Annotated in this window: 27 protein-coding genes; 10 read left to right on the top strand and 17 right to left on the bottom strand. The window is 73.6% G+C overall.

Features of this window, described 5'->3' with window-relative positions:
* Position 1 precedes the first annotated feature (1 nt).
* From ASD11_RS10005 to ASD11_RS09980, 6 genes are all read right to left on the bottom strand, one after another.
* A complete protein-coding gene (locus ASD11_RS10005) occupies positions 2–1,576 on the bottom strand; it encodes a protein kinase domain-containing protein (protein WP_056286574.1) in 1,575 nt (524 codons plus the stop codon).
* Between the two features lie 7 nt (positions 1,577–1,583).
* On the bottom strand, positions 1,584–1,787 hold the full coding sequence (locus ASD11_RS10000; protein ID WP_056286572.1) for a DUF6458 family protein: 204 nt from the start codon (positions 1,785–1,787) through the stop codon (positions 1,584–1,586).
* A gap of 125 nt (positions 1,788–1,912) precedes the next feature.
* Positions 1,913–2,977, bottom strand: a complete 1,065-nt coding sequence (locus ASD11_RS09995; protein ID WP_056286569.1) for a YihY/virulence factor BrkB family protein — start codon at positions 2,975–2,977, stop codon at positions 1,913–1,915.
* Positions 2,977–3,162 carry a DUF3618 domain-containing protein gene (locus ASD11_RS09990; RefSeq protein WP_056286568.1) on the bottom strand — a complete coding sequence of 62 codons (186 nt, stop codon included), beginning with the start codon at positions 3,160–3,162 and terminating at the stop codon, positions 2,977–2,979. The genes ASD11_RS09995 and ASD11_RS09990 overlap by 1 nt, the downstream gene beginning before the upstream one ends.
* A complete protein-coding gene (locus tag ASD11_RS09985) occupies positions 3,159–3,563 on the bottom strand; it encodes a phage holin family protein (protein WP_056286565.1) in 405 nt (134 codons plus the stop codon). The genes ASD11_RS09990 and ASD11_RS09985 overlap by 4 nt, the downstream gene beginning before the upstream one ends.
* Positions 3,556–3,945, bottom strand: coding sequence for a hypothetical protein (locus ASD11_RS09980; protein ID WP_056286564.1), 390 nt, complete (start codon positions 3,943–3,945; stop codon positions 3,556–3,558). The genes ASD11_RS09985 and ASD11_RS09980 overlap by 8 nt, the downstream gene beginning before the upstream one ends.
* A gap of 175 nt (positions 3,946–4,120) precedes the next feature.
* On the opposite strand from ASD11_RS09980, the gene ASD11_RS09975 reads away from it, so the two are divergent.
* From ASD11_RS09975 to ASD11_RS09960, 4 genes are read left to right on the top strand one after another with little or no spacing between them, the layout of a single operon-like run.
* Positions 4,121–5,041, top strand: coding sequence for a hypothetical protein (locus ASD11_RS09975; protein ID WP_056286561.1), 921 nt, complete (start codon positions 4,121–4,123; stop codon positions 5,039–5,041).
* Positions 5,038–5,751: a PIG-L deacetylase family protein gene (locus tag ASD11_RS09970; RefSeq protein WP_056286558.1), complete on the top strand. Its 714-nt coding sequence runs from the start codon at positions 5,038–5,040 to the stop codon at positions 5,749–5,751. The genes ASD11_RS09975 and ASD11_RS09970 overlap by 4 nt, the downstream gene beginning before the upstream one ends.
* Positions 5,748–6,302 carry a class I SAM-dependent methyltransferase gene (locus tag ASD11_RS09965; RefSeq protein ID WP_056286555.1) on the top strand — a complete coding sequence of 185 codons (555 nt, stop codon included), beginning with the start codon at positions 5,748–5,750 and terminating at the stop codon, positions 6,300–6,302. Before ASD11_RS09970 ends, ASD11_RS09965 begins: the two co-directional genes overlap by 4 nt.
* Positions 6,295–6,987 (top strand): glycosyltransferase, encoded by a 693-nt coding sequence (locus tag ASD11_RS09960; protein ID WP_056286554.1) that lies wholly within the window; start codon positions 6,295–6,297, stop codon positions 6,985–6,987. The genes ASD11_RS09965 and ASD11_RS09960 overlap by 8 nt, the downstream gene beginning before the upstream one ends.
* 3 nt (positions 6,988–6,990) lie before the next feature.
* Here the strand turns inward: ASD11_RS09960 and ASD11_RS09955 are convergent, their stop codons facing one another.
* The 3 genes from ASD11_RS09955 to ASD11_RS09945 are packed head-to-tail and all read right to left on the bottom strand — an operon-like array spanning position 6,991 to position 8,953.
* The gene (locus ASD11_RS09955) at positions 6,991–7,659 is read right to left on the bottom strand and encodes a class I SAM-dependent methyltransferase (protein ID WP_235503292.1); all 669 of its coding nucleotides are present in this window, start codon (positions 7,657–7,659) and stop codon (positions 6,991–6,993) included.
* Positions 7,656–8,294, bottom strand: coding sequence for a TIGR04282 family arsenosugar biosynthesis glycosyltransferase (locus ASD11_RS09950; protein ID WP_056286551.1), 639 nt, complete (start codon positions 8,292–8,294; stop codon positions 7,656–7,658). Before ASD11_RS09950 ends, ASD11_RS09955 begins: the two co-directional genes overlap by 4 nt.
* Positions 8,291–8,953: a glycosyltransferase family 2 protein gene (locus ASD11_RS09945; RefSeq protein WP_056286548.1), complete on the bottom strand. Its 663-nt coding sequence runs from the start codon at positions 8,951–8,953 to the stop codon at positions 8,291–8,293. Before ASD11_RS09945 ends, ASD11_RS09950 begins: the two co-directional genes overlap by 4 nt.
* 123 nt (positions 8,954–9,076) lie before the next feature.
* Here ASD11_RS09945 and ASD11_RS09940 point away from each other — a divergent pair, with 123 nt between their 5' ends.
* Positions 9,077–10,399: a hypothetical protein gene (locus tag ASD11_RS09940; RefSeq protein ID WP_156464676.1), complete on the top strand. Its 1,323-nt coding sequence runs from the start codon at positions 9,077–9,079 to the stop codon at positions 10,397–10,399.
* 122 nt (positions 10,400–10,521) lie between these two features.
* Here the strand turns inward: ASD11_RS09940 and ASD11_RS09935 are convergent, their stop codons facing one another.
* From ASD11_RS09935 to ASD11_RS09915, 5 genes are all read right to left on the bottom strand, one after another.
* A complete protein-coding gene (locus tag ASD11_RS09935; RefSeq protein WP_056286545.1) occupies positions 10,522–11,562 on the bottom strand; it encodes an NAD-dependent epimerase/dehydratase family protein in 1,041 nt (346 codons plus the stop codon).
* Entirely contained in the window at positions 11,559–12,359 is an 801-nt protein-coding gene (locus ASD11_RS09930) for an S-methyl-5'-thioadenosine phosphorylase (protein ID WP_056286542.1), read from the bottom strand. Before ASD11_RS09930 ends, ASD11_RS09935 begins: the two co-directional genes overlap by 4 nt.
* Before the next feature lie 13 nt (positions 12,360–12,372).
* Positions 12,373–12,837 (bottom strand): hypothetical protein, encoded by a 465-nt coding sequence (locus ASD11_RS09925; RefSeq protein ID WP_056286539.1) that lies wholly within the window; start codon positions 12,835–12,837, stop codon positions 12,373–12,375.
* On the bottom strand, positions 12,834–14,006 hold the full coding sequence (locus tag ASD11_RS09920) for a molybdopterin-dependent oxidoreductase (protein ID WP_056286537.1): 1,173 nt from the start codon (positions 14,004–14,006) through the stop codon (positions 12,834–12,836). The genes ASD11_RS09925 and ASD11_RS09920 overlap by 4 nt, the downstream gene beginning before the upstream one ends.
* Positions 14,007–14,295: 289 nt before the next feature.
* Positions 14,296–14,967 (bottom strand): hypothetical protein, encoded by a 672-nt coding sequence (locus tag ASD11_RS09915; RefSeq protein WP_056286534.1) that lies wholly within the window; start codon positions 14,965–14,967, stop codon positions 14,296–14,298.
* 204 nt (positions 14,968–15,171) lie between these two features.
* Between ASD11_RS09915 and ASD11_RS09910 the strand changes: the two genes are divergently transcribed.
* The 5 genes from ASD11_RS09910 to ASD11_RS09890 are packed head-to-tail and all read left to right on the top strand — an operon-like array spanning position 15,172 to position 19,729.
* Positions 15,172–16,197, top strand: a complete 1,026-nt coding sequence (locus tag ASD11_RS09910) for a substrate-binding domain-containing protein (protein ID WP_056286533.1) — start codon at positions 15,172–15,174, stop codon at positions 16,195–16,197.
* A 41-nt stretch (positions 16,198–16,238) separates the two neighbouring features.
* Positions 16,239–17,027, top strand: a complete 789-nt coding sequence (gene modA, locus ASD11_RS09905) for a molybdate ABC transporter substrate-binding protein (protein WP_056286530.1) — start codon at positions 16,239–16,241, stop codon at positions 17,025–17,027.
* A gap of 13 nt (positions 17,028–17,040) precedes the next feature.
* Complete coding sequence (locus ASD11_RS18660) at positions 17,041–18,984, top strand: ABC transporter permease (protein ID WP_235503291.1); 1,944 nt, start codon at positions 17,041–17,043, stop codon at positions 18,982–18,984.
* A 35-nt stretch (positions 18,985–19,019) separates the two neighbouring features.
* Positions 19,020–19,499, top strand: a complete 480-nt coding sequence (moaC, locus tag ASD11_RS09895; protein ID WP_056286524.1) for a cyclic pyranopterin monophosphate synthase MoaC — start codon at positions 19,020–19,022, stop codon at positions 19,497–19,499.
* Positions 19,496–19,729: a MoaD/ThiS family protein gene (locus ASD11_RS09890; protein WP_056286521.1), complete on the top strand. Its 234-nt coding sequence runs from the start codon at positions 19,496–19,498 to the stop codon at positions 19,727–19,729. The genes moaC and ASD11_RS09890 overlap by 4 nt, the downstream gene beginning before the upstream one ends.
* Before the next feature lie 2 nt (positions 19,730–19,731).
* On the opposite strand, the gene ASD11_RS09885 is transcribed toward ASD11_RS09890, so the two are convergent.
* Genes ASD11_RS09885 through ASD11_RS09875 form a run of 3 tightly spaced genes read right to left on the bottom strand, consistent with a single transcriptional unit; the run spans position 19,732 to position 21,913 of the window.
* Positions 19,732–20,154, bottom strand: a complete 423-nt coding sequence (locus ASD11_RS09885; protein ID WP_056286520.1) for a molybdenum cofactor biosynthesis protein MoaE — start codon at positions 20,152–20,154, stop codon at positions 19,732–19,734.
* A complete protein-coding gene (locus tag ASD11_RS09880; RefSeq protein ID WP_056286517.1) occupies positions 20,154–20,675 on the bottom strand; it encodes a MogA/MoaB family molybdenum cofactor biosynthesis protein in 522 nt (173 codons plus the stop codon). The genes ASD11_RS09885 and ASD11_RS09880 overlap by 1 nt, the downstream gene beginning before the upstream one ends.
* Positions 20,672–21,913 carry a molybdopterin molybdotransferase MoeA gene (locus tag ASD11_RS09875; protein WP_056286513.1) on the bottom strand — a complete coding sequence of 414 codons (1,242 nt, stop codon included), beginning with the start codon at positions 21,911–21,913 and terminating at the stop codon, positions 20,672–20,674. Before ASD11_RS09875 ends, ASD11_RS09880 begins: the two co-directional genes overlap by 4 nt.
* Between the last annotated feature and the right edge of the window lie 104 nt (positions 21,914–22,017).

The following is a 22,017-nucleotide window of genomic DNA, read 5'->3' as shown; positions in this document are numbered from 1 at the left end:
CCTACTTCGGCTTCTTGCCCTTGCCACCCTTGCCGGGGCCGCCGCCCTTGGTCCTGCCGGAGTCCTCGGGGGTGCTGGGGTCCGCGGTGGCCGCTGCCGTGGGAACCGGCGGGGCCACCGCGACGGAGAGCACGACGGTGCTGCCGTCGGCGACGCGTCCGGACTGGCTCAGGGCCACGACCGTCCCGGCGCCGCCTGTGCGCTGCACGGGGCGACGCTCGACGACGAGGCCGAGGTCCTCCAGCCGCGACGCGGCCTCGTCGTAGGGCGAGCCCAGGACGGAGTCGGCCGAGAAGCGGACCTTGCCGGAGGCGACCTGGACCGTGACCCGGCCGTCCTCGGGCGCAGTGGTCCCGGCTGAGGGTGACTGCTCGACGACGTCGCCGGCAGCCTTTCCCGGCACGTCGACGGTGGACCTCTGGAGCGTCAGGTCCTCTGCGCCGGCCGAGCGCGTGGCCTCGGCCAGGCTCATGCCCACGAGGTCGGGGACGGTCCCGGGACCGCCGGAACGGAGCCGGTCCACCCCGAGCACCACCAGGAGGGCGAGCACCAGACCCAGTGCAGCCAGGAGGGCAAGACGTCGACGGGGCTGGGGCGCCGCGACGGCCGGCGCGAGCGGCAACGCGGTCGTCGGCGGCTGGCTGGTGGCGGGCCCGGTGCTCGAGGAGGCCGGCGCCGCGGGGGCGACCATCGTGGCGAGGGGCGTCTCGAGCGTGGGAGGCAGGTCGATGGTCGGGTCGGCACCGACGGCGGCGGCCAGCCTGGACACCTCGGCGGCGCCCTGCGGCCGGTCCTCGGGCTGCTTCGCCAGGAGGCGGGACACGAGCTCGCGGGCAGCGACCGGGACCGACGGGTCGAGGGCGGGCGGCTCGTCCTGCAGGTGCGCGACGGCGGTGGAGATCTGGCTGTCGCGCCGGAACGGTGAGGTCCCGGTGAGGCAGTGGTGCGCCACGACGCCCAAGGAGTAGAGGTCGGACAGCGGGCCGGCGGTGCGACCGGCGGCCTGCTCGGGACTCAGGTAGTCGGCCGTGCCGATGAGCGTTCCGGTGGCCGTGAGCGGCTCGTTGGCGTCGGACCAGGCGATCCCGAAGTCGACGAGCACGGTCCGACCGGCGGGAGTCAGCATGATGTTGGCGGGCTTGACGTCGCGGTGGACGACGCCGGCGGCGTGGGCGGCCGCGAGCGCGTCGGACACCTGCACGAGCACCGACATCACCTGCTCGACGGGCATCGGACCGGTCTCGCGCAGCAGCTCGGCCAGGCTGTGTCCCTCGACGTGCTCCATGACGATGTAGGCGAGGCCCTCGACCGACTCGCTCGTCTCGACGTAGTCGAAGACCTGCGCCACCCCGACGTGGTGGAGGGAGCCCGCGAGCCGGGCCTCGGTCCGCATGCGGGCCCGCGCCAGGTCGTCGGTGGCGGTGTGGGGGAGGACCTTCACCGCCACGATCCGCTGCAGCCAGGTGTCCTCGGCCCGGTGGACCGCACCCATGCCGCCGGAGCCAAGCACCTCGTGCAGCCGGTAGCGGCCGTCGAGGAGCTGGCCGGTCAGGTCGGCGGCAGGGTGCGGAGCCACGGTCGGGTCAGCGGGGCGGGAGGTCGTCGCGCCGCGTGGTGCGCGAACGGGCCGAGTTGGCCGCGACGAGGCTCAGCACGATGCCGAGTGCACCGGCCGCCATGAGGATGTAGCCGACCATCACGAGGTCGACGCCCGAGATGGAGTCCTGCACGGCAAAGGACAGGATCGCGCCGAGCGCGATGAGGGCGATGGAGCCTCCGAAGTACATGGTGCTGCCTTCCGTCGGGGGGCCCGTGGCAGCTGCCACGGACGGTGTACGTCCGCCATGGTCACACCGAACGGCCGACCCCGCACTGTGGGCGCGGGGTCGGACGGTGGGACGGACGGGACGGCTCAGTCGTCGTCGGAGGTGCTCCGACCCGCCGACTCGCGGAGCTCTCGACCGTCGGCGACGTCCTTCTGGTGCTTCTTCTCCGCCTTGTCGCTCGTGCGCGTGTCACGCGGGGGGAGCTGGATCGTCTCCTCGGCCGCGATGCCGGCCTGGAGCTGGCGCCCACGCTCCAGCTCGGCGTCGAGCTCGGCACCGAACAGCAGCGCCAGGTTGGTGAGCCAGAGCCACAGCAGGAAGACGATGACCCCGGCGAGGGAGCCGTACGTCTGGTCGTAGCTGGAGAACATCGCGACGTAGAGGCCGAAGGCCGCGGACGCGAGGATCCAGACGACGATCGCGAACAGGGCACCCACACTGATCCAGCGGAACTTCGGCTGCTTCACGTTGGGCGTGGCGTAGTAGAGGATCGCGACGATCACCACGACCACGGCGAGGAGGACGGGCCACTTGGCGACGTCCCAGACCAGGATCGCGGTGGACCCCAGCCCGACCTGGTCGCCCACGGCCTCGGCCACCGGCCCGGTGAGGACCAGCGACGCGGCGGCCACCGCCACGAGCAGCAGCGAGACGAGCGTCACCAGGAGCTGCACGGGACGGAGCTTCCAGATCGGCCGTCCCTCGTCGATCTCGTAGACACGGTTCATGGCCCGGCCGAACGCGCCGACGTAGCCCGAGGCGGACCACAGGGCGCCGAGCAGACCGAGCACGAGGGCGAGGCCGGCGCCCTGCGCCGAGCTGAGCCGCTCGATGGTGGGCTGCAGCGTGTCGACGGCCGACGACGGACCGACCTGGTCGACGATCGCCAGGAGGGAGTCCACGGTCTTGGGCCCCTGCCCGAAGACCCCCAGCAGCGACACCAGGGCCACGAGGGCCGGGAACAGGGCCAGCACCGCGTAGTAGGTGAGGGCTGCTGCGAGGTCGGTGCACTGGTCCTGGGAGAACTCCCGGACCGTCTTGCGCACGACGTACGTCCACGACCGCCGGTGCAGGTCGGACGGGGAGTCCGGCTTGCGGTCGTCGTCGGGTGCGGGGGCGTGGCGCCCGCGGATGGAGGTGGACGTCGACATCAGAGCTTCTTCCAGGCGATCACGACCGCCACGGCCGTCGTCACGACGACCGCGATCTCCTGCCAGTGCGACGTGGCCTTGGACTTCACGTCGAGCTTGTGGCCCAACGCGTCGATCGTCTCGGTGAGCTGCTCACGCGTCTGCTCGATGTCGGTCTCGATCTCGGAGATGCTGGGTCCGCTCATGACCGGGCTCCCTTCACGGCGGCGACGTCCTGCTGCACGTTCTCGATGGCCCGCTCGGGTCCTCCGACCTGCGAGACCTGCTTCTTCCCGACGAGTGCGGCGACGCCGGCCACGACGAACAGGCCCACGGCCACGAGGAGCGCGGCGAGCCACGTGTCCACCACGAGGGCGAGGCCCGCCACCGCGGAACCGACGAGCGCGATGACCCCCAGGAGGGCGAAGAAGCCGGCGCTGCCGAACAGTCCGGCCCCGATCCCGGCGTGCTTCACGCTGGCCTGAAGCTCGGCCTTGGCCAGTGCCACCTCGTCGTGGACGAGGCGGCTCGACTGCTCGCTCAGCCGCCCCACCAGCTCGCCGAGGCTCGCCTCGTCGGCGGGCGTGGTCGGTCGCGGGTCAGCCATGCTTGGGCTCCTCCGGGACGTCGGAGGCGGCGGCCACGAGGTCGATGCCCTCGAGGTGGTCGTCGGTGGACTGACCATCCTTCGACGGGGCCTGGCCGCTGTCCGACGACGGTGCCTTCTCCGCGACCTTGGACCGCGCCTGGTCGGCTGCCTCCTTCGCCGTGCCGGTGGCCCGGTGGGCTGCGGCCGTCGCCTTCTCCTTCACGACGGGAGCCTTCTCCGCAGCGAGGTCCTGGGCGTCGGAGGCGACCTTCTGCACGGTGGGGCTGCTCCAGACCTTGTCGGCCTGGGTCTTGATCTGCTCGTAGCGTCCGCGGCCGGCGCGGGTGCCGAGCACGTAGCCGCCTACTCCTGCGGCCAGGACGAGTGCCTTCTTGATCATGGGTCCCCCTCGGTTCGTGGGTGCGACCCGCACGGGCCGCACCGGTGTTCATCGGTTCGGTACCCACGACGCTACGTCGCATTCCCGGGGCCGCACGTCGTGCACGCGGGCGTTCCGACGTGTACGGGAGTCGGATCGGGGTACTTCTCCAGCGAGATCTCTCGTCAGGAGCCCCATGCCGGAAAACTCGCTCCGCGACCGTCTGCGTCACGCGACGGCGGAGCCTCTTCCCCTGCCCGGAAGCGGTCGGACGTGGGCGCGGTGGTCGGCGCTCCTGGAGCTCGGCGCGGACGACCTCGCCCTGGCCAAGGTCGTCGAGCCGCACCACGACGCGCACGCCGTCCTCGTCGACCTCGACGGTCCCTGGGACGCCGACGGCACGTGGGCGGTCTGGGCGGCCGAGCCGCCGTTCGCGGTGACCAGGGCGACGCGTGACGAGGACGGCTGGGTGCTCGAGGGCGTCAAGGCGTTCTGCTCCGGTGCGGACCTCGTCGACCGCGCGCTCGTGACGGCGCTGGACGAGGGCACGAGCCGGCTCTTCGCGATCAGCTTCGAGGTCGGCTCCCTCCCGCCCGTCCTTGACGCCCCGGGGTGGGTGGGCCCTGGCATGGCTGCGGCCGGCACGCGCACGGTGGACCTGCACGGACGGCGCGCGCAGGCCGTGGGGGAGCCGGGCGACTACGTCGACCGTCCCGGGTTCTGGCACGGCGCCATGGGGGTGGCGGCCTGCTGGCTCGGCGGCGCCCGGGCCGTGGCGGCGCCCCTGGAGCGGGCCGGCCGGCTGGACGACCACGGACTGGCCCACCGGGGACAGGTCCGGGTGGCGCTGCACCAGGCCGAGACCGTGCTCCGTGATGCCGCACGGCGGGTCGATGCCGACCCGGTGGCCCCGGCCGAGCACCTCGCGCACTGCGTCCGGGCCACCGTGGCCGACTGCGTCGACACGGTGGTGCGTCACGTGGGCCGTGCCCTGGGCCCCGGCCCCCTGGCCTTCGACGAGGCGCACGCGCGGCGCGTCGCCGACCTGGAGGTCTTCGTGCGCCAGCACCACGCGGAGCGCGACCTCGCCCGGCTCGGCTCGCTGGACGCCCCGTGAGCGGCTCGACGTCGTGGCGCGAGCGGCTCCCGGAGCTGTCCCTGCCACGTGCGGTGGATCCGGGCGGACCGCTCGTCGTGGTCTCGGCCCATCCGGACGACGAGGTCATCGCCCTCGGTGCCTGGCTGTGCGGCCAGACCGATCGCGACGTGCTGTTCGTGACGGCCACGGACGGCGAGAGCTCCCACCCCGGCAGCCCGACCGTGACGCCGGACGACCTGCGCAGGCTCCGGCCGCCGGAGCTCGTGGCCGCCCTGACGCTGCTCGGTCACGTGGGGCCTCGCGTCGAGCGGCTCCGGCTCCGGGACGCCGACCTGCCCGCCGACGCGGCCGCCCTCGCAGCGGCGCTCGAGCCGCTGCTCGCCCACGCCTCCCTGGTGGTGGCACCGTTCCACGAGGACGGCCACGCCGACCACGACGTGGTGGGGGCCGTGGTGCGCGCCGTTGCACCTGCCACCGCGACGGTCTGGCACTACCCGGTGTGGCTCTGGGAGTGGACCGAGCCCGGCGCGGTGCCCTGGCTCGACCGCGCTGCCACGCTGTCCGCCTCGGTCGACGACGACGTGGTGGCGCGGGCCCGCAAGGCGGCCGCGCTGCAGGCCTTCGTCACGCAGGTGGAGGCGCTCTCGCCGGCGCCGGAGGACCAGCCTGTGGTGGGCGCGGGCCTGCTCAGGCACGCCCTCGAGGCGCCCGAGGTGGTGATCACATGACGGACCCCGGCTACTTCGAGGACCTGTACCGGACCGACCCGGACCCGTGGCGGCTCGCGTCGGCGCCCTACGAGACCCGGAAGCGGGCGCTCACGCTCGCGTCACTGCCCCGGGAGTCCTACCGGCGGGGCTTCGAGCCGGCCTGCGCCGGCGGTGAGCTCACCGCGCTCCTGGCCGAGCGGTGCGAGGAGCTGGTCGTCTCCGACCCGGTCGCCGTGGCGCTCGAGCGGGTCCGCTCCCGCGACCTGCCCGGTGTCGAGGTGCGTCCGGGCGCCCTCCCGCACGACTGGCCCGAGGGGCCCCTCGACCTCGTCGTCATCTCCGAGGTCCTCTACTTCCTCGACGAGGCCGACCGTGCCCTGACGTGCCGTGCCGCTGCCGAGCGGCTCGAGCCCGGCGGCCACCTCGTGGCCGTCCACTGGCGGCACGACTTCGAGGAGGCGGCCTCTCGTCCCGACGAGGCCCACGCTGACCTCCCCGCCACGGGACTGCATCGGGTCGTCCTGCACGAGGAGGCCGACTTCCGGCTCGAGGTGCTCGAGCGTGCCTGACGTCCGGCGTGTGTGCGTCGTGGTGCCCGCCCGCGACGAGGAGGACTCGGTCGGTGCGTGCCTGGACCATCTCGCGCGCGCAGCGATGCGCGTCGAGGTCCCTGTCGAGGTGGTCGTCGTCGTGAACGGCTCCCGCGACCGCACGGCCCAGGTGGCCGAGGAACGCGGGGCGCGCGTGGTGACCCTGCGGCCCGCCAACGTCGGGCTCGCCCGGCACGCGGGCGTCCTGGCGCAGGACGAAGCGCACGCCCGGTCGGGATCGGACGCCACCTGGCTCGCGTTCACCGACGCCGACAGCCTCGTCCCCGTCGACTGGCTCGTCACCCAGCTCGCGTGCGCGCGCGACGGCGCTGATGCCGTGGTTGGCACGGTCGTCCTGCCGACCGAGGCCATGGCGGAGCACCCGGACTGGGTCGCCGCGTACCGGCGACGGGTCCACGGGACCACGCACCGGCACGTGCACGGAGCGAACCTCGGCGTGCACGGCTCCGTCTATCGCGACGTCGGCGGGTTCCGACCGCTGAGGCTGCACGAGGACGTCGACCTCGTGGCGCGGCTGGAGGCGCACGGGGTGCGGGTGGTGCGCACCGTGGCGTCCCCCGTGATCACCTCGCCGCGCACGGTGGGCCGGCTCCACGGCGGTGTCGCCACCGACCTCGCAGCCCTCGAGCAGCCGCCGGCCTGAGGCTCAGGCGACCTGCAAGGAGGCCACGTGCCGTCCGGCCACCGAGCGGATGCTGCCGACCTCGAAGCCCGCGTCGCCGGCCACCATCTCGATCGCGTCGAGCCCGACGACGGCCCAGGCGAAGGGCGAGGAGTACCGGCCGTCGACCCAGAGCCGACGCTCGTCGCGGATGATGCCGATGCCGCGCGGCGACACCTCGGCCAGCACGTTGCCACCCGGGCTCAGGAGGTCACGGACCCGACCGAGGAGCCGGACCGGGTCACCACCGATGCCGATGTTGCCGTCGGCGAGGAGCACGTGGTCCCACTGACCGGCACCCGGCACGGGGTCGAAGACGTCGAGCCGCAGCGCCGCCGCGCCCCGGCTCCGGGCCTGGCGCACGGCCTCCCGGGACTCGTCGATCCCGAGGGCTGGGAGGCGGCGGGCCAGGTCGGCCACGAGCCGACCGGGTCCGCAGCCGACGTCGAGGGTGGGGCCGGTGCAGGAGTCGAGGAAGAGCCGCCGGTCGGCGAGGTCGGGGTCGCCGGCCCACTGGTCGACGTCGAGCTGCTCGGTGCGGCCGTCCGGCCGCACGAACCGGCCGGAGCCCACCGTGAACATGTGGTCGAAGACGCTCGGCCGCTCGGGGCTCCGCAGGTCCAGCGCCGGGGGCACGTCGAAGACGCTGCTCATGCGGCCACCTCCGTGACGGCGGCCGACAGGTGCGAGCCGGGGAGGACGGAGGCGACGGCCACGACGTCGGCCCAGGAGTCGAGGTCGGTGAGGGTGCGGAGCGTCTCCACCCGGCCGCCTAGGGCCTCGACCGTGCGATCGGCGGTGTCGGGGCGCGACATCGCGACGTCGGCCAGGGCGGCGGCGTCCGATCCGCGCCGGACCCCGAGAAGCCACCAGCCGCCGTCGCTCGCCGGACCGACGACGGGGAGGCCGTCGGTCATCAGCCGCCACGCCTGGAGGTAGTCGTCGATGGTCACCTGAGGAGTGTCCATGCCCACCTGGACCACGCCGTGGCCGGCGTCGGCGTCGAGGTGGGCGCGGGCGAGCCGCTCGCCGAGTCCGTCGCCGTGCTGAGGGACGACGCGCGTGCCCTCGAGGGCGGCCTCGATCTCCTCGCGCCGGGCCGCGCGGGTGAGGTCGCCGGTCATCGCGACGACCACCGGCCACCCCACGTCCGTGGCGGTGGCGAGGGTGTCGAGGAGGGAGGCCGCAGCGATCTCGGCGGCCTGCTGGTGGCCGCGCTCCATGCCGATGCGGGTCTTGGCGAAGCCCGCGACGGGGGCCTTGGCCACGACGAGGAGGGTCGGGCTCATCGCAGCACCCCTGCGAAGTCGTGGATGACGCGCGCGGTGCCGCGCACCGAGCCCGAGACCTTGGAGCGCGTGCCGGCAGCACGGGGGAGGTAGCGGACGTCGAGCTCGCGGACCGTCCAGCCCGCTGCAGCCGCCTTCAGCATCATCTCCAACGGGTACCCGAAACGGCGGTCCTCGACACCGAGGGCGAGCAGGTCGTCGCGGCGGCAGACCCGCATGGGCGCGAGGTCGTGGATGGGAAACCCGCTGCGGCGCCGGATCATCGTGGCGAGCGCGAGGGTGCCGGCGCGCGCGTGCCAGGGCCAGACGCCGCGCGATACGGGCCGACGTCGGCCGACCGCCATGGTCACCTCGCCGGAGCTCACGAGGTCGAGCATGGGGACGAGGTCGCGCAGGTCCATCGAGGCGTCACCGTCGATCACGGCCACGTGCTCGGCCGTCGCGGCCAGGAGGCCCGTGTGGACGGCGGCGCCGTACCCGGGGAGCGGCTCGTGGACGACGCGGGCGCCGAGGGAGCGGGCCACGTCGGCCGTCCCGTCAGTGGAGCCGTTGTCGACGACGATGACGTCCCAGCCCTCCGGGACGTCGGCGAGGACGATCGGAAGAGCCAGCGCCTCGTCGCGACACGGGATCACGACGTCGCAGCTGCTCACACCCATGGTTCGAAACTAGAGGGCCCGGGTCTTGGTCGCCAGGGCGACCAATCCGAGCAGGCCCGGGTGGCGCCGCTCACGTCGCCGATCGTCCGGCGGCGGTGGGGCCGTCGCCCTAGGGTGGTCGACGTGCCCGACCTCCTGAGCTCCCGTCGCGCCGCAGCCTGGTCGGCCGCCGCAGGAGCCGTGCTCGTGGTGGCCGCGATGGTGGTGCCGAGGGTCTTGGGCGAGGACGTCCAGGTGAACTGGCCGCCGCTGCACGCCGACTGGGACCCCCGCCTGGGCTGGCTCACGCTGCCGGCCGTGCTCCTGGGGGCCGTGCTGGTCCTGGCGCTGCCCCGGCTCCTGGCCACGTGCTCCTGGCGGGCCGTGCTCGCCCTCACGTACGGCACCACCTGGCTCTGGACCATGACGGTGGCGATGACGCAGGGCCGGGACGGGCTGGCCCGGGTCTTCGAGCGCTCGGGCGAGTACGTCCACGACGCCCAGCACGTCAAGGCCGTGGGCCCGATGCTGCGCACCTTCATCGAGCACATCCCGATGGACTCCACCGACAACTGGCACACGCACGTGGCCGGGCATCCTCCGGGAGCGCTGCTGTTCTTCGTGCTGCTCGACCGCCTGGGCATCACCGACCCGTTCACGATCGGTGTCGTGGTGGTCACCCTCGGCAGCTCCGCCGCCGTGGCCGTCGTGCTGACCCTCAAGGTCCTGGCCACCGAACGGCTCGCCCGCGGCGCCGCGCTGTGGATCGTCCTGGCGCCCACCGTGGTGTGGATGGGCGTGAACGGCGACGCCCTCTTCACCGCCGTCGCGGCGTGGGGCTTGTGCCTGCTGGCCGTGGCCACCCGCAGCGGGGGCGTGCGGACCGCCGTCACCGGGGTCGGCGCGGGCCTGCTCCTCGGGCTCTGCGTCTACCTGTCCTACGGGCTGCCGCTGCTCGGCGTCCTGGCCGTGACGATCCTGTGGGTGGGGTCCTCGTGGCGGCCCCTGCCGTGGGCCCTCGGCGGGGCGCTCGTCGTGGTGGCTGCCTTCACGGTGGCGGGGTTCTCGTGGTGGGAGGCCTACCCCGTGCTCCGCGAGCGCTACTACGACGGCATCGCCTCGGAGCGGTCCTTCGCGTACTGGGTGTGGGCCGACGTCGCGGCGTGGACCTTCACCGTGGGCCTCGCCGTGTGGGCCGCGTTCCCCCGGGCGCTCCACGTGGCTCGTCACGCGCCCGACGCCGCTCAGGCCGTCCTGGCGCGGCTCGCCTGCGGCGGGGTGGTCACGATCCTGCTCGCCACCCTCTCTGGCATGAGCAAGGCCGAGGTCGAGCGGATCTGGATGCCGTTCACGATCTGGGTCGTCGCCCTCCCGCTCCTGCTCCCCGAGCGGTGGCACCGCCCCCTGCTCGCGTCCCAGGTCGTGCTGGCCCTGCTCGCGCAGACCCTGCTCCTCACCCGCTGGTGACCCCCCCAGGACGGTTTACCACGGTATCTATGCAAACTTTCCTTCCCTAGGCAACCTGACCCATACCTCTGGAAGCTTCCGTAGGGATGGGTCGGTTTACCAACCCCCCGTGGTAAACCGGGTCAGCGGGTGCGGAGGGGGTCGTGGGCGAGGCGGGCGAGGCCGTCGTGGGGGGCGACCTCGGCGGTGAACCCGAGACCCTCGCGGGCTGCCGCGGGGGAGGCGACGACGTGCCGGACATCGAAGCGGCGGTAGTCGCCCGTGAGCACGGGGGCCTCGCCGCCCGCTGCCCGGGAGAGGGTCGCGGCCATCTCGCCGATCGTGAAGGTGTGGCCCGACGCCACGTTGTACGCCGTGAGACCGACGGGGTGCGAGGTCACCTGCTCGATGGCCAGCACGTTGGCCCGTGCGACGTCGTGCACGTGCACGAAGTCGCGCACCTGCCGGCCGTCCTCGAACACGCGCGGTGCCTCGCCACGCGCGATGGCGGAGCGGAAGATCGCCGCCACCCCCGAGTACGGGGTGTCCGCGGGCATGCCGGGGCCGTAGACGTTGTGGTACCGCAGCGCGACGGCGCGACCGGACTGCAGCGTGCACCATGCGGAGGCGTAGTGCTCCTGCGCCACCTTGGACGCCGCATAGCTCGTGCGCGGCAGGAACGTGGTGTCCTCGTCGATCTCGCGCCACGTGATGTCGCCGCCGCACACGGGGCAGCGCGGGTCGTACCGGCCGGCCTCGAGGTCGTCGTCGCGACGCACCGCCGGGGGGACGTCGCCGTCGGTGGGGCACGTGTAGCGCCCGTCGCCGTAGACGACCATCGACGACGCCATGACGAGGTCGCCCACGCCGGCGCGGGCCATGGCGGCCAGCAGGCGGGCCGTGGCCGCGTCGTTGTTCTCGGCGTAGGCGGGCAGGTCCTGGGCGTCGACGCCGTTGCCCACCATGGCGGCCTGGTGGCACACGACGTCGATGCCCTCGAGCAGGTCGTCGACGTCGTGGGTGCGCAGGTCGCGACGGACGATCGCGGGGTCCGGCGCGACATCGGGACCGTGGGCGGCCTCGAGGTAGGCGTCGAGACCGACGACCTCGTGCCCACGCTCACGGGCGATCCGCCCGATGTGCGTCCCGATGAACCCGGCGGCGCCGGTGAGCAGGATCTTCACGGCAGCTCGAACGGCAGTGTCATGTCGTCGACGGCTGCACCGCACTCGCACGTGCGCTCGCCGAGCCCGCCGACCACGGAGCGCAGTGCGCCCTTGAGCGTGTCGGTGTGGGACGCGAAGACCTTGAACACCTCGTCCATGCTGACCGACGAGTCGGAGTCGACGCCCGCGTCGTGGTCGGTCACCAGCGCGACCGTGGCGTAGCAGAGCGCCAGCTCTCGGGCGAGGACCGCCTCGGGATGCCCCGTCATGTTGATGACGGACCCACCCTGGGCGGCGTACCACTGGGACTCGGCCCGGGTCGAGAAGCGCGGCCCCTCGATGACCACCATGGTGCCGCCGTCGACGGGGTCCTGGCCGGCGAGTCCGTCGACGAGATGGGTGCGCAGGCGGGGGCAGTACGGGTCGGCGAAGGACACGTGTACGGCGCCCTCGTCGTAGAAGGTCTGGGTGCGTCCCGACGTCCGGTCCACGAGCTGGTCGGGCACCACGAAGGTGCCGGGCCCCAGCTCGGGGCGCAGCCCGCCGACCGCGCAGGGCGCGAGCACCTGGCGCACGCCGAGGCTGCGCAACGCCCAGAGGTTGGCGCGGTAGGGCACGCGGTGCGCCGGGAACTGATGGTGCGGCCCGTGCCGGGGCAGGAACGCCACCGTGCGTCCGTCGACCGTGCCCACCGCCACGGGAGCCGACGGCGACCCGTAGGGGGTCTCGACGTCCACGGTCTCGGGATCCTCGAGGAAGGTGTAGAAGCCGGATCCGCCGATCACGGCGACATCGGGACGGTCGTGGCTCGTCATGGCCACGATCCTCTCAGGCGGGCGGCGGCTCGGCAGGTGCGGCGTGCCGCACCCGTCGGCGGCGCCGGGCGGCGATCACGGCCGATCCCGCCAGGACGCCGGTGAGGACGAGCCAGCTGAGCAGGTAGGGACGGCCGAGGATGGTGTCGTTGTCGGGCTTGCCGCCCTGGCCGCTCAGCACGGGCACGAACACGACCGTGAGGGTGGCCCACAGCAGGAACGCCAGGCTGGTGGCGGCGCGGAAGTGACCGGGGAGCAGGCGCGACGCGGCCAGGCCGAGGCCCACCGTCACGGGCGCCAGGATGGCGTCGTGCAGGACGATGCCGCCCGCGAGCCACGTCCCGGTGGAGATGAGCTGCTCCGACGTGAAGTCGCGCATGAGCCACAGGCCCCAGAGGCCGAAGCCGACGCCGACGGCGATGAGCAGTCCACGCAGCGCCGTGGTGGACGACGTGGAGGAGGAGGCGGGCTCGCTCATGCCTTCACCTCCAGGCGCTGGACCCACTTGGTCTGGAACACGCCGGGCCGGTTGGGCGCGATGATGCGGCACGGGTAGCCGTGGTCGAGGCTCAGCGTCTCGCCGTTGAGCTCGAGGGCGAGCAGGGTGCGGTAGTCCTCGACGTACGCGGCGGGGAGTCGCGAGACGCCGAACGCGCCGCGGGTCTGCAGGGAGCGGATGGTCACGTCGGACCCGGGCTCGCCGCCGGCCAGCGCGAGGAGGTCACGGAGGGCCGGGCCGGTCCAGGTGGCGCTGCGGCTCCAGCCCTCGACGCACGCGATGGGCAGGCGGTGGGTGCGCTGCGGCAGGGCCAGCAGCTGGTCCCGGTCGAGGGTGACGGTGCGGTCGCCCACGACGACCTCCAGCACGAACGCGGGGTCCTGGGCGGCCTCGGCGGCGCCGGCGGCCTTGGCGGTGCGGTTGATGGGCAGCCCCTGCGGACCCTGGCCGTCGCGCACGGCGAAGACCGAGAACCGGCGCAGGAACGGGACGGTCTGTCCCGCGGTGAGGACGACGGCGAGGCCTGCGGCGGCGAGTGCGCCGCGCAGCACGGTGCGGCGGCTGATGGCGTCGGGGTCGAGGTGCGCCTCGGGGTGCTCGATGGAGGCGGTGTACGCGCGCTGGATGACCGGGAGCTTCACCGCGATGTGCACGATGAGCGAGCCGATGGCCACCCACGCGACCGCCTCGTGGGTGCGGCGGAAGCTGAACTCCCACGGGTACCACTGGGCGATGTTGAGCAGCCCGCTCGCCAGCATGAAGACCGACGAGCCCACGAGGGCGCCGATGGAGGCCCGCTCCAGCACCTCGATCACGAGCTCGCGGGCCGAGGAGGTGGGGGGCCGGATGAAGAGGCGGGGGAAGACCGACCACAGCTTGACGAGCAGGAGCGGGATGGCCGCGATGCCGGAGAGCACGTGCGTGCCCTGCGTCAGGCGGTAGAGCTGCGTGGGCTGGGGTCCGATGGGCAGCCACCCGGGCTGCGTGTACTGGACGTGGCTCCACATCCCGGTGAGGAAACAGATGCCGAAGGCGATGCCGAGGGCGGTGCCGACGCGAGCCGTGAGCTCCGTGCCCCGGGCGCGGCTCTCGAAGTCCTCAGGACGCGGGATCCGCTTCTCGATGTCCTCGACGGTGGGAAGTCTCATGCTCGACCACCTGTCCTTGCCTCGGGGGAGTCCCGGGGTCAGTGTGACCCCTTCGGCCGCGAGAAGCGACCTGCCGTGCCGGTCGTACGGGGTGGAGCTGGTGGGGTGAGTCGTGGTGCCGGGTGGAACCGGCAGTGCCCCGCTCCTCCCACCGGGAGAGCGGGGCACTGGTCCGTGGGGGTGCAGTGGGCGCGGCGTCGTCCGAGCACCGGTGGGGTGCCACCGCCGCGCCCACTGCGTCAGCCCCGCCGCGGAGGAAGAGTCCTCCGGGGCGGGGCCGACCGCCGGCTCAGGAAGCAGGCGTGGTGTTGACGGTGATCTTCGCGACGCCGACCAGGAGCTGGTCGGTGACGGCGTCGGTGCCGAACGTGTCGTTCAGGAGGCCGGCGGCGACGGGCGAGATGAAGACCTTGGTGCCCTCGAGGATGGCGGTGTCACCCTCGGTCTGGAGCGGCTTCAGCGTGGCGCCACGGAGCTGGAACAGGAAGGCGCTGGTGGCAGCGACCTTGCCGTTGACCGAGACGTCGCCGTAGACCCGCGAGATGCCGGGATCGACGTTGAAGTTGGTCAGCTCGACCTTGGTGTCACCCGCGGTGAGCGACAGGCCCGAGCCCTCGTGCTGGACCTGGCCGATGACGTACGGCTTGGCCGTGCCGGGCTTGAAGTACGTCACGTTGCCGCCCGTGATGGGGAAGACGAGCGAGCCGTCCGTGAGCTTCGCGGTGCCGACGACGCCGGGCGTGAGCTTCAGCGAGGTGAGGGCGTCGGTGAAGCCCTTGTCCAGCGCGATGGCCGTGTCCTCGCCCGAGAGGGCGTTGATGCGAGCCAGCGGCTTCGCGACCTCGGTGCTGCTGCTGTCGGAAGAGGAGTCGTCCGTGGACGAGCAGGCCGCGAGCGGGAGGGCAGCTGCAGCGGCGAGGGCGAGGCCCGCGATGACCTTACGGTGCTTGATGGCGCTCATGTGAAAGTCCTTCGATTTGTTTTCGGTGGGTTTTTGCTTGCACTGGTCATTCGCCACGGGGTGGGAACCGGATGGGTCCGATTGGTGAACGTTTGTTGCAAAACGTCGGAAACCGCTGCGGTCGCAGCGAATAAATAGTGGGAACTTTTTCCCGTCCGAGCGGTATTGCTCCCACCACGGTGCTCGGTCGCCTAGGATCTGGGCATGAATGACAGGATCCTGGCCGAACGGACAGGTCGCGGCTGGTCACAGGCCGAGCTGGCGCGCCAGGCCGGGGTGACCCGACAGCTCGTGGGGGCCATCGAGGCAGGGCGCCACGCCCCGGGCGTCACGGCCGCCCTGGCCCTGGCCCGTGCCCTGGAGACGTCGGTCGAGCAGCTCTTCGGCGCTGCGGGAGGGCAGGAGTCCCGCGACGTCCTGGGTCGGACCGCGCCCCCGGGGACGACGGTGGGCGCCGGACGGGTGGGGGAGCGGCTCGTCACGACTCCGCTCACGTTCGGGGCCGACGGGTCCGACGGATGGGCGGCCGCGGACGCGGTCGTGACGGACGCCGGCCTCGAGTGGCTGCCGGGCTCCAGCGCGGCGGGCCTCGTGCTCACGGGCTGCGACCCCGTGCTCGACCTGGCCGCCGACCTGCTCGCCCGGTCCGGTCGCCGGGTCCTCGCCGTCCACGCCTCCACGGGTCGTTCGGTCGAGGCCCTCGGAGCGGGACTCGTCCACGGCGTGCTCGTGCACGCCCGGCCGGGCGACCTGCCCGAGCCGCCCGTCCCGGTGCGCCGGTGGCACGTGGCTCGTTGGCAGGTGGGACTCACCGCTCCGGCGGGCGCGGTGCCGAGCATCGACGAGCTGGCGTCCCGACGTCCCGACGTCGTCCAGCGCGATGCGGGGGCGGGCGCGCAGAAGGCACTGGTCCGGGCGCTCCGCGCGGCCGGTGCCGACGTCGACCTGCCCGGGCCGGTCGGCCACGGCCACGTCGACGTCGCGCGGAGGGTGGCGCACGGCGGAGGCGCCGCAGGCGTGGTCATGGAGCCTGCCGCGCACTCCCTGGGCCTGGGCTTCGTGGCGCTGGAGGAGCACACGGTCGAGCTGTGGTTCGCCGAGGAGTGGACCGGGCTGCCGGCCGCCCAGGCCTTCGTCGAGCTGCTGGGCAGCCCGGCGCTCGCGCGCCGCTCCACGCTACTGCCCGGCTACGACCCGACCGACTGCGGCACCGAGCTCCGCACGGCATGACCCCGGACCCTCCCTTCCACCCAGATCGTCGAGAGGCACTCATGTCCCACACCTCCGCCGTCGGCCTTCGCCGCAGGCTGGTGGCCCCGCTGGCCCTCACGCTCCTGGCGGTCGCCGCCTGCGGGTCCTCCGGCGACCAGAAGGGCGGCGGGAACGGTTCTGAGCCGGTCACGATCACGGTGCTCGCGGCGGCCTCGCTCACCTCCTCCTTCACCGAGATCGCGCAGGACTTCGAGGCCGAGAACGACGGCGTGACCGTCAGGCTGAGCTTCGGGGGCTCGTCCGACCTCGTCGAGCAGATTCGCTCCGGAGCCCCCGCCGACGTCTTCGCGTCAGCCGACTCCACGACCATGGACCAGCTCGGCGCCGACGCCGTGGATCCCGCGGACTTCGCCACCAACACGCTCGAGATCGCGGTCCCGCCGGGCAACCCGGCGAGGATCTCGGGCTTCGCCGACCTCGCGAAGAAGGGCCTCGACCTCGTCGTCTGTGCACCACAGGTCCCGTGCGGCAGCGCCACCAGGACGGTCGCCGACGTCACGGGCACGAAGCTCTCACCCGTGAGCCAGGAGCAGTCCGTCACCGACGTCCTCGGCAAGGTGACGTCGGGCGAGGCCGACGCCGGACTCGTCTACGTCACCGACGTCGAGGCGGCCGGCGACGACGTCGAGGGCATCACGTTCCCCGAGTCGTCCGAGGCCGTGAACACCTATCCCATCGCGACGCTGAAGGACTCCGACCACACGACCATCGCCCGGGCGTTCGCCGCGTACGTGCTGGGCGCGGAGGGTCAGAAGGTGCTGCGTGCTGCCGGGTTCGGGCGTCCGTGACGGGAGAGGCCTCGTGATCGGGGTTCCGCGCTGGATCTACGCGCCGGCGCTGCTGGGCGTCCTGTTCGTCCTGCTCCCGCTCGTCGCGATGGTGAGTCGGGTCGACTGGGCCGACTTCGTCTCGCTCGTGACGTCGGAGTCGGCCCGAGACGCCCTGTGGCTCAGCCTGCGCACGAGCACGGTGAGCACGGTGCTGTGCGTCGTCCTGGGTGTGCCCATGGCCGTGGTGCTCGCGCGCACGAGCTTCCCGGGCCAGGGGGTCCTGCGCTCCCTCGTGCTGCTGCCGCTCGTGATCCCGCCCGTGGTGAGCGGCATCGCCCTGCTCTACACGTTCGGTCGCAAGGGGCTGCTCGGCCCGACGCTCGACGTGCTCGGCGTTCAGGTGGCGTTCTCCACCGCGGCGGTCGTCATCGCGCAGACGTTCGTGGCGCTGCCGTTCCTCGTCATCTCGCTCGAGGGCGCCCTCCGCACGGCCGGCCACCGCCACGAGCTGGTGGCCTCGACCCTCGGCGCGTCGCCCAGCACGGTGTTCCGTCGCGTGACGGTCCCGCTCGTGCTCCCGGGCCTCGTGAGCGGCGCCGTCCTGGCCTTCGCCCGGGCGCTCGGCGAGTTCGGGGCCACCATCACCTTCGCGGGGTCGCTCCAGGGCACCACCTCCACCCTGCCCATCCAGATCTACCTCGAGCGCGTCACCGATCCCGACGCCGCCGTGGCGCTCTCCCTCGTCCTGGTGGTCGTGGCCGTCGTCGTCATCGGCGTGGCGGGCCCCGGCCAGGGGACTGACCTCGGGGCCCGGCGACGTCGCGGACGTCGCGACGTCCCGCCGTCCGCCGAGCCGGAGCCCGGCTGGACCGATGACGAGGTGCGACTCCCGGGAGGTCACGATGCTCCAGCGTCCGCCCCGGCGACCGGTTCCGCGCCGCTGGCCCTCGACGTGACCGTCGCGGAGCGGGAGGTCGCGGTGCGGCTGTCCGTCGCGGCCGGGGAGACGGTGGCGCTGCTCGGGCCCAACGGCGCCGGGAAGTCGACGGTCCTGGAGGTCGCCGCGGGTCTCCTGCGACCGTCGTCCGGGGCGGTCAGCCTCGGCGACCGTTCCTTGGACGACGTGGCCCCGCACGACCGCCGGGTCGCCCTGCTCGCCCAGGAGCCCCTCCTGTTCCCGCACCTCGACGTCCTCGACAACGTCGCCTTCGGTCCGCGGTCCGCCGGGGCCGGACGCTCGGCGTCGCGAGCGACTGCGCGTCGGTGGCTGCAGCAGGTGGGGGTGGCCGACCTCGCCGAGCGTCGTCCCCAGACGCTGAGCGGTGGCCAGGCGCAGCGCGTGGCGGTGGCACGCGCCCTCGCTGCGGAGCCGGACCTCCTCCTCCTCGACGAGCCCATGGCGGCCCTCGACGTCGCGGTCACCCCGGCCCTGCGGCACACGCTCCGAGCGGTCCTCGCCGACCGCACCGTCCTGCTCGTGACCCACGACGCGCTCGACGCCCTGCTGCTCGCCGACCGGGTGGTGGTCGTCGACGGCGGCCGGGTCGTCGAGGTGGGCCCGACCCGCGAGGTCCTCGCCCGACCGCGCAGCGCGTTCGCCGCCCAGGTGGCCGGCCTCAACCTCGTGAGCGGGACCTGGGAGGGCGCGGCCGTCGTGAACCCCTCGCTCACGGTCCGGGGCCTCCCGACGAGCGCCGTCGCAGCGGGGGCCGAGGTCGTCGCGGTCTTCTCGCCATCGGCCGTCGCGGTCTTCCCGCAGGCTCCCGCAGGCAGTCCCCGCAACAGCTTCGAGGCGACGATCACCGACGTCGAGCCGCTCGGGGACCGGGTGCGGATCAGGACCCTCGCGGGCAGCCAGGCCGTGGCGGCCGAGGTGACGCCCGGTGCTGCCGCCGACCTCGCGCTCGTGCCGGGGTCCCGCGTCCACCTGCTCGTGAAGGCCGTCGAGGTGGCGGTGCACCCCACCGGCTCGTGAGCCCCGCGGCGGTGACGTTCTGAGAGACTCGGGACATGACGTTCACGCACCTCGACGACTCCGGTCACGCCCGCATGGTCGACGTGACGGCCAAGACGCCGACGGTCCGCTCGGCCACCGCGCGCGGCACAGTCACGGTCGCAGCCGACGTCGTGGAGCGGCTCCGGGCCGGCGACGTGCCCAAGGGCGACGTGCTGGCGGTGGCGCGGATCGCCGGCATCCAGGCCGCCAAGCTGACGCCCACGATCCTTCCGCTCGCGCACGTCATCGGCATCCACGGGGCGAGCGTCGACCTCACGGTCACCGACACGGGCGTCGACCTCGAGGCCACGGTGCGCACGGCGGACCGCACGGGGGTGGAGATGGAGGCGCTCACGGCGGTCACGGTCGCCGGCCTCGCCGTCATCGACATGGTGAAGGGGCTCGACCGGGCCGCCACCCTGACCGACGTGCGCGTCGTCGCCAAGTCGGGCGGGCGCTCCGGCGACTGGGAGCGTCCGGGGGAGTCCGCGTGATCGAGGTCCGCTTCTTCGCCGCGGCGCGCGACGCCGCGGGCGTCTCCTCCGAGCGGCGCGACGAGGCCACGGTGGGCGAGCTGCGGTCGGCCCTCGTGCGCGACCATCCCGCCCTCGGTGCGGTGCTGGGCCACTGCGCGCTGCTCGTCGACGGCACCCGTCGTGGCGACGACCACGGCCTGGCCGACGCGGAGCGGGCCGACGTCCTGCCGCCGTTCGCCGGCGGCTGAGCTCAGAGGCCCTTCCAGGCGGCGGTGCCCGAGTCGTCGGTCTGCCGCTTCCACACCGGCAGGTCCGTCTTCACGGTCTCGATGAGCGCGCGGCACACCTCGAAGGCCTCCGCCCGGTGGGCGGAGGAGACCGCCACGACGACGGCGAGGTCGCCCACGCGCAGCGAGCCGGAGCGGTGGCTCACGGCCACCTGCACCGCGTGGTCGGCGGCGACGCGCTCGGCGATCTCGCGCAGCACCGTCCCCGCGTCGGGGTGGGCCTCGTACTCCAGGAGCGTCACCGTGCCGGCGACGTCGGGGTCGTGGTCGCGGACCTGGCCGATGAACGTGGCCACGGCACCGGCGGCCGGGTCGTCGACCGCGGCGAGGTGCGCCGCGACGTCGAGCCGCTCGTCGGTGACGGCCGTGAGGCGGACGTCGGCCATCAGTGGTCGCCGCCCTCGAGCTGGGCGATCACGTGGGTGGCCACCGAGAGCACGATCGGTACGGCCGAGGTGACCGCGGCCGTGGAGCCCGGCAGGTTCACGACGAAGGCGCCACCACCGTCCTCGGGCCCGCCGGTGTCGACCACGCCCGCGACGCCGCGGGAGAGCATCCCGCCGGGCTTCTCGAGCGCCGCGGCTCGGCGGATCTCCTCGACGACGCCGGGCAGGAGTCGGCTGATCACCGGGACGGTGCCCTCGGGTGTCTCGTCGCGGGGACCGACCCCCGTGCCGCCCGTCGTGATGACGAGGCGCGCCCCGGCGTCGATCACCGAGCGCAGGGCGTCCTCCACCGACGCGGCCCCGTCGGGGATCACCACGGCGTCGTCGCACGCGAAGCCCGCTCCGCGCACCAGGTCCACGGCGAGGGGCCCGCTGCGGTCGGCGGCCCGTCCGGACGAGGCGCGGTCGGACACCGTGATGACGGCGGCCCGGAGGTCCGGGTCGGGGACGGGTTCGGTCATGTCACCAGCATGACATCGACGAGCTGGCCGGCCTCGACGGAATCGGCCCCGGCCGGGACCACGGCGTAACCGTCGGCGAGGGCGAGCGAGCCCACCAGGTGGGAGCCGGAGTGCCCCGACGACGCGGGCCGGGCCAGCCACGCCGCAGGGTCGGAGACGTCGAGCGACACCGGCACGTACTGACGGCGGCCCACGGGGGAGCGCCACCCGGTCGCGGCCCTCACGCGGACGACCCGACGGTGGAGGTCGGTGCGACCCTGCAGGGCCAGGAGCGCGGGGCGGACGAAGACCTCCCACGACACGGCCGTGCTCACCGGGTTGCCGGGCAGCCCGAGGAGGAGTGGTCCGGACGCGGGCGCGCCGAAGCCCTGCGGCTTGCCGGGCTGCATCCGGACGTGGAAGAACTGCATGAGGCCGGCTCCTCCGAGCGCGGACTTCACCGCGTCGTACGCGCCTGCACTGACGCCGCCGGTGAGCACCACGAGGTCGGCGTGCGCCAGGCCCCGGACGGTGTCCAGCACTGCTGCGTCGTCGTCGAGGACGGCCTCGACGGAGACCACCTCGGCGCCGGCCTCGACGGCGAGAGCGGCCAGCATCGCGCCGCTTGACTCCGGGACCTGGCCCCGCGTGAGGGGCTCGTCGCCGCGCACCAGCTCGCTGCCGCTCGTGATGATGGCGACGCGGGGACGGCGCACGACCTCGAGGGTGGTCACGCCGGTGGCCAGCGCCGAGGCCACCTGCCGGGGACCCACGACGGTCCCCGCGACGAGGACGCGTTCGCCGACGGCGAGGTCGTCGGCCCTGGCCCGGACGAAGGCGCCCTCGCGGCCGGGGGCCGCGACGACCGTGACGTGCGGCGGCACGTCGGGGGTGAGCCCTTCGAGCGTGTCCTCGAAGGGCACGACGGTGTCGGCCTCGGAGGGCAGGACGGAGCCGGTCATGATGCGGACGGCCTGGCCGGGGGCGAGAGCGGGGTCGAGCGCGGAGCCGGCGGGGACGTCGGCCACGACGACGAGGCGGACCGGGCGCTCTGCCGAGGCCGGGGCGACGTCGGCGTGCCGGACGGCGAACCCGTCCATGCTCGAGTTCTCGAACGCCGGCACGTCGTGGACGGCGGCGGCGTCGGCGGCGAGCGTCCGACCGACGGCGTCGCGCACCGCCACCCGCTCGCTGGCGAGCCGCGGCGTCGCCGCCAGGATCCGCGCCAGGTGCTGCTCGACCTCGATGACGTCCGCCATGGGGCGAGCGTAGTCACCGGTCCGCGGGCCCCCGCCGGAAGTCGGGGACAGGATCCCCCGCACGGCCGATGCGTCCGCCGGCTCGGCCCCGCGAGACTGGCCCC

The organism is Aeromicrobium sp. Root495 (genome assembly GCF_001426755.1).
In the GTDB taxonomy this organism is placed as follows: Bacteria; Actinomycetota; Actinomycetes; order Propionibacteriales; family Nocardioidaceae; genus Aeromicrobium.
This window is presented reverse-complemented; position numbering and strand designations above follow the sequence as displayed.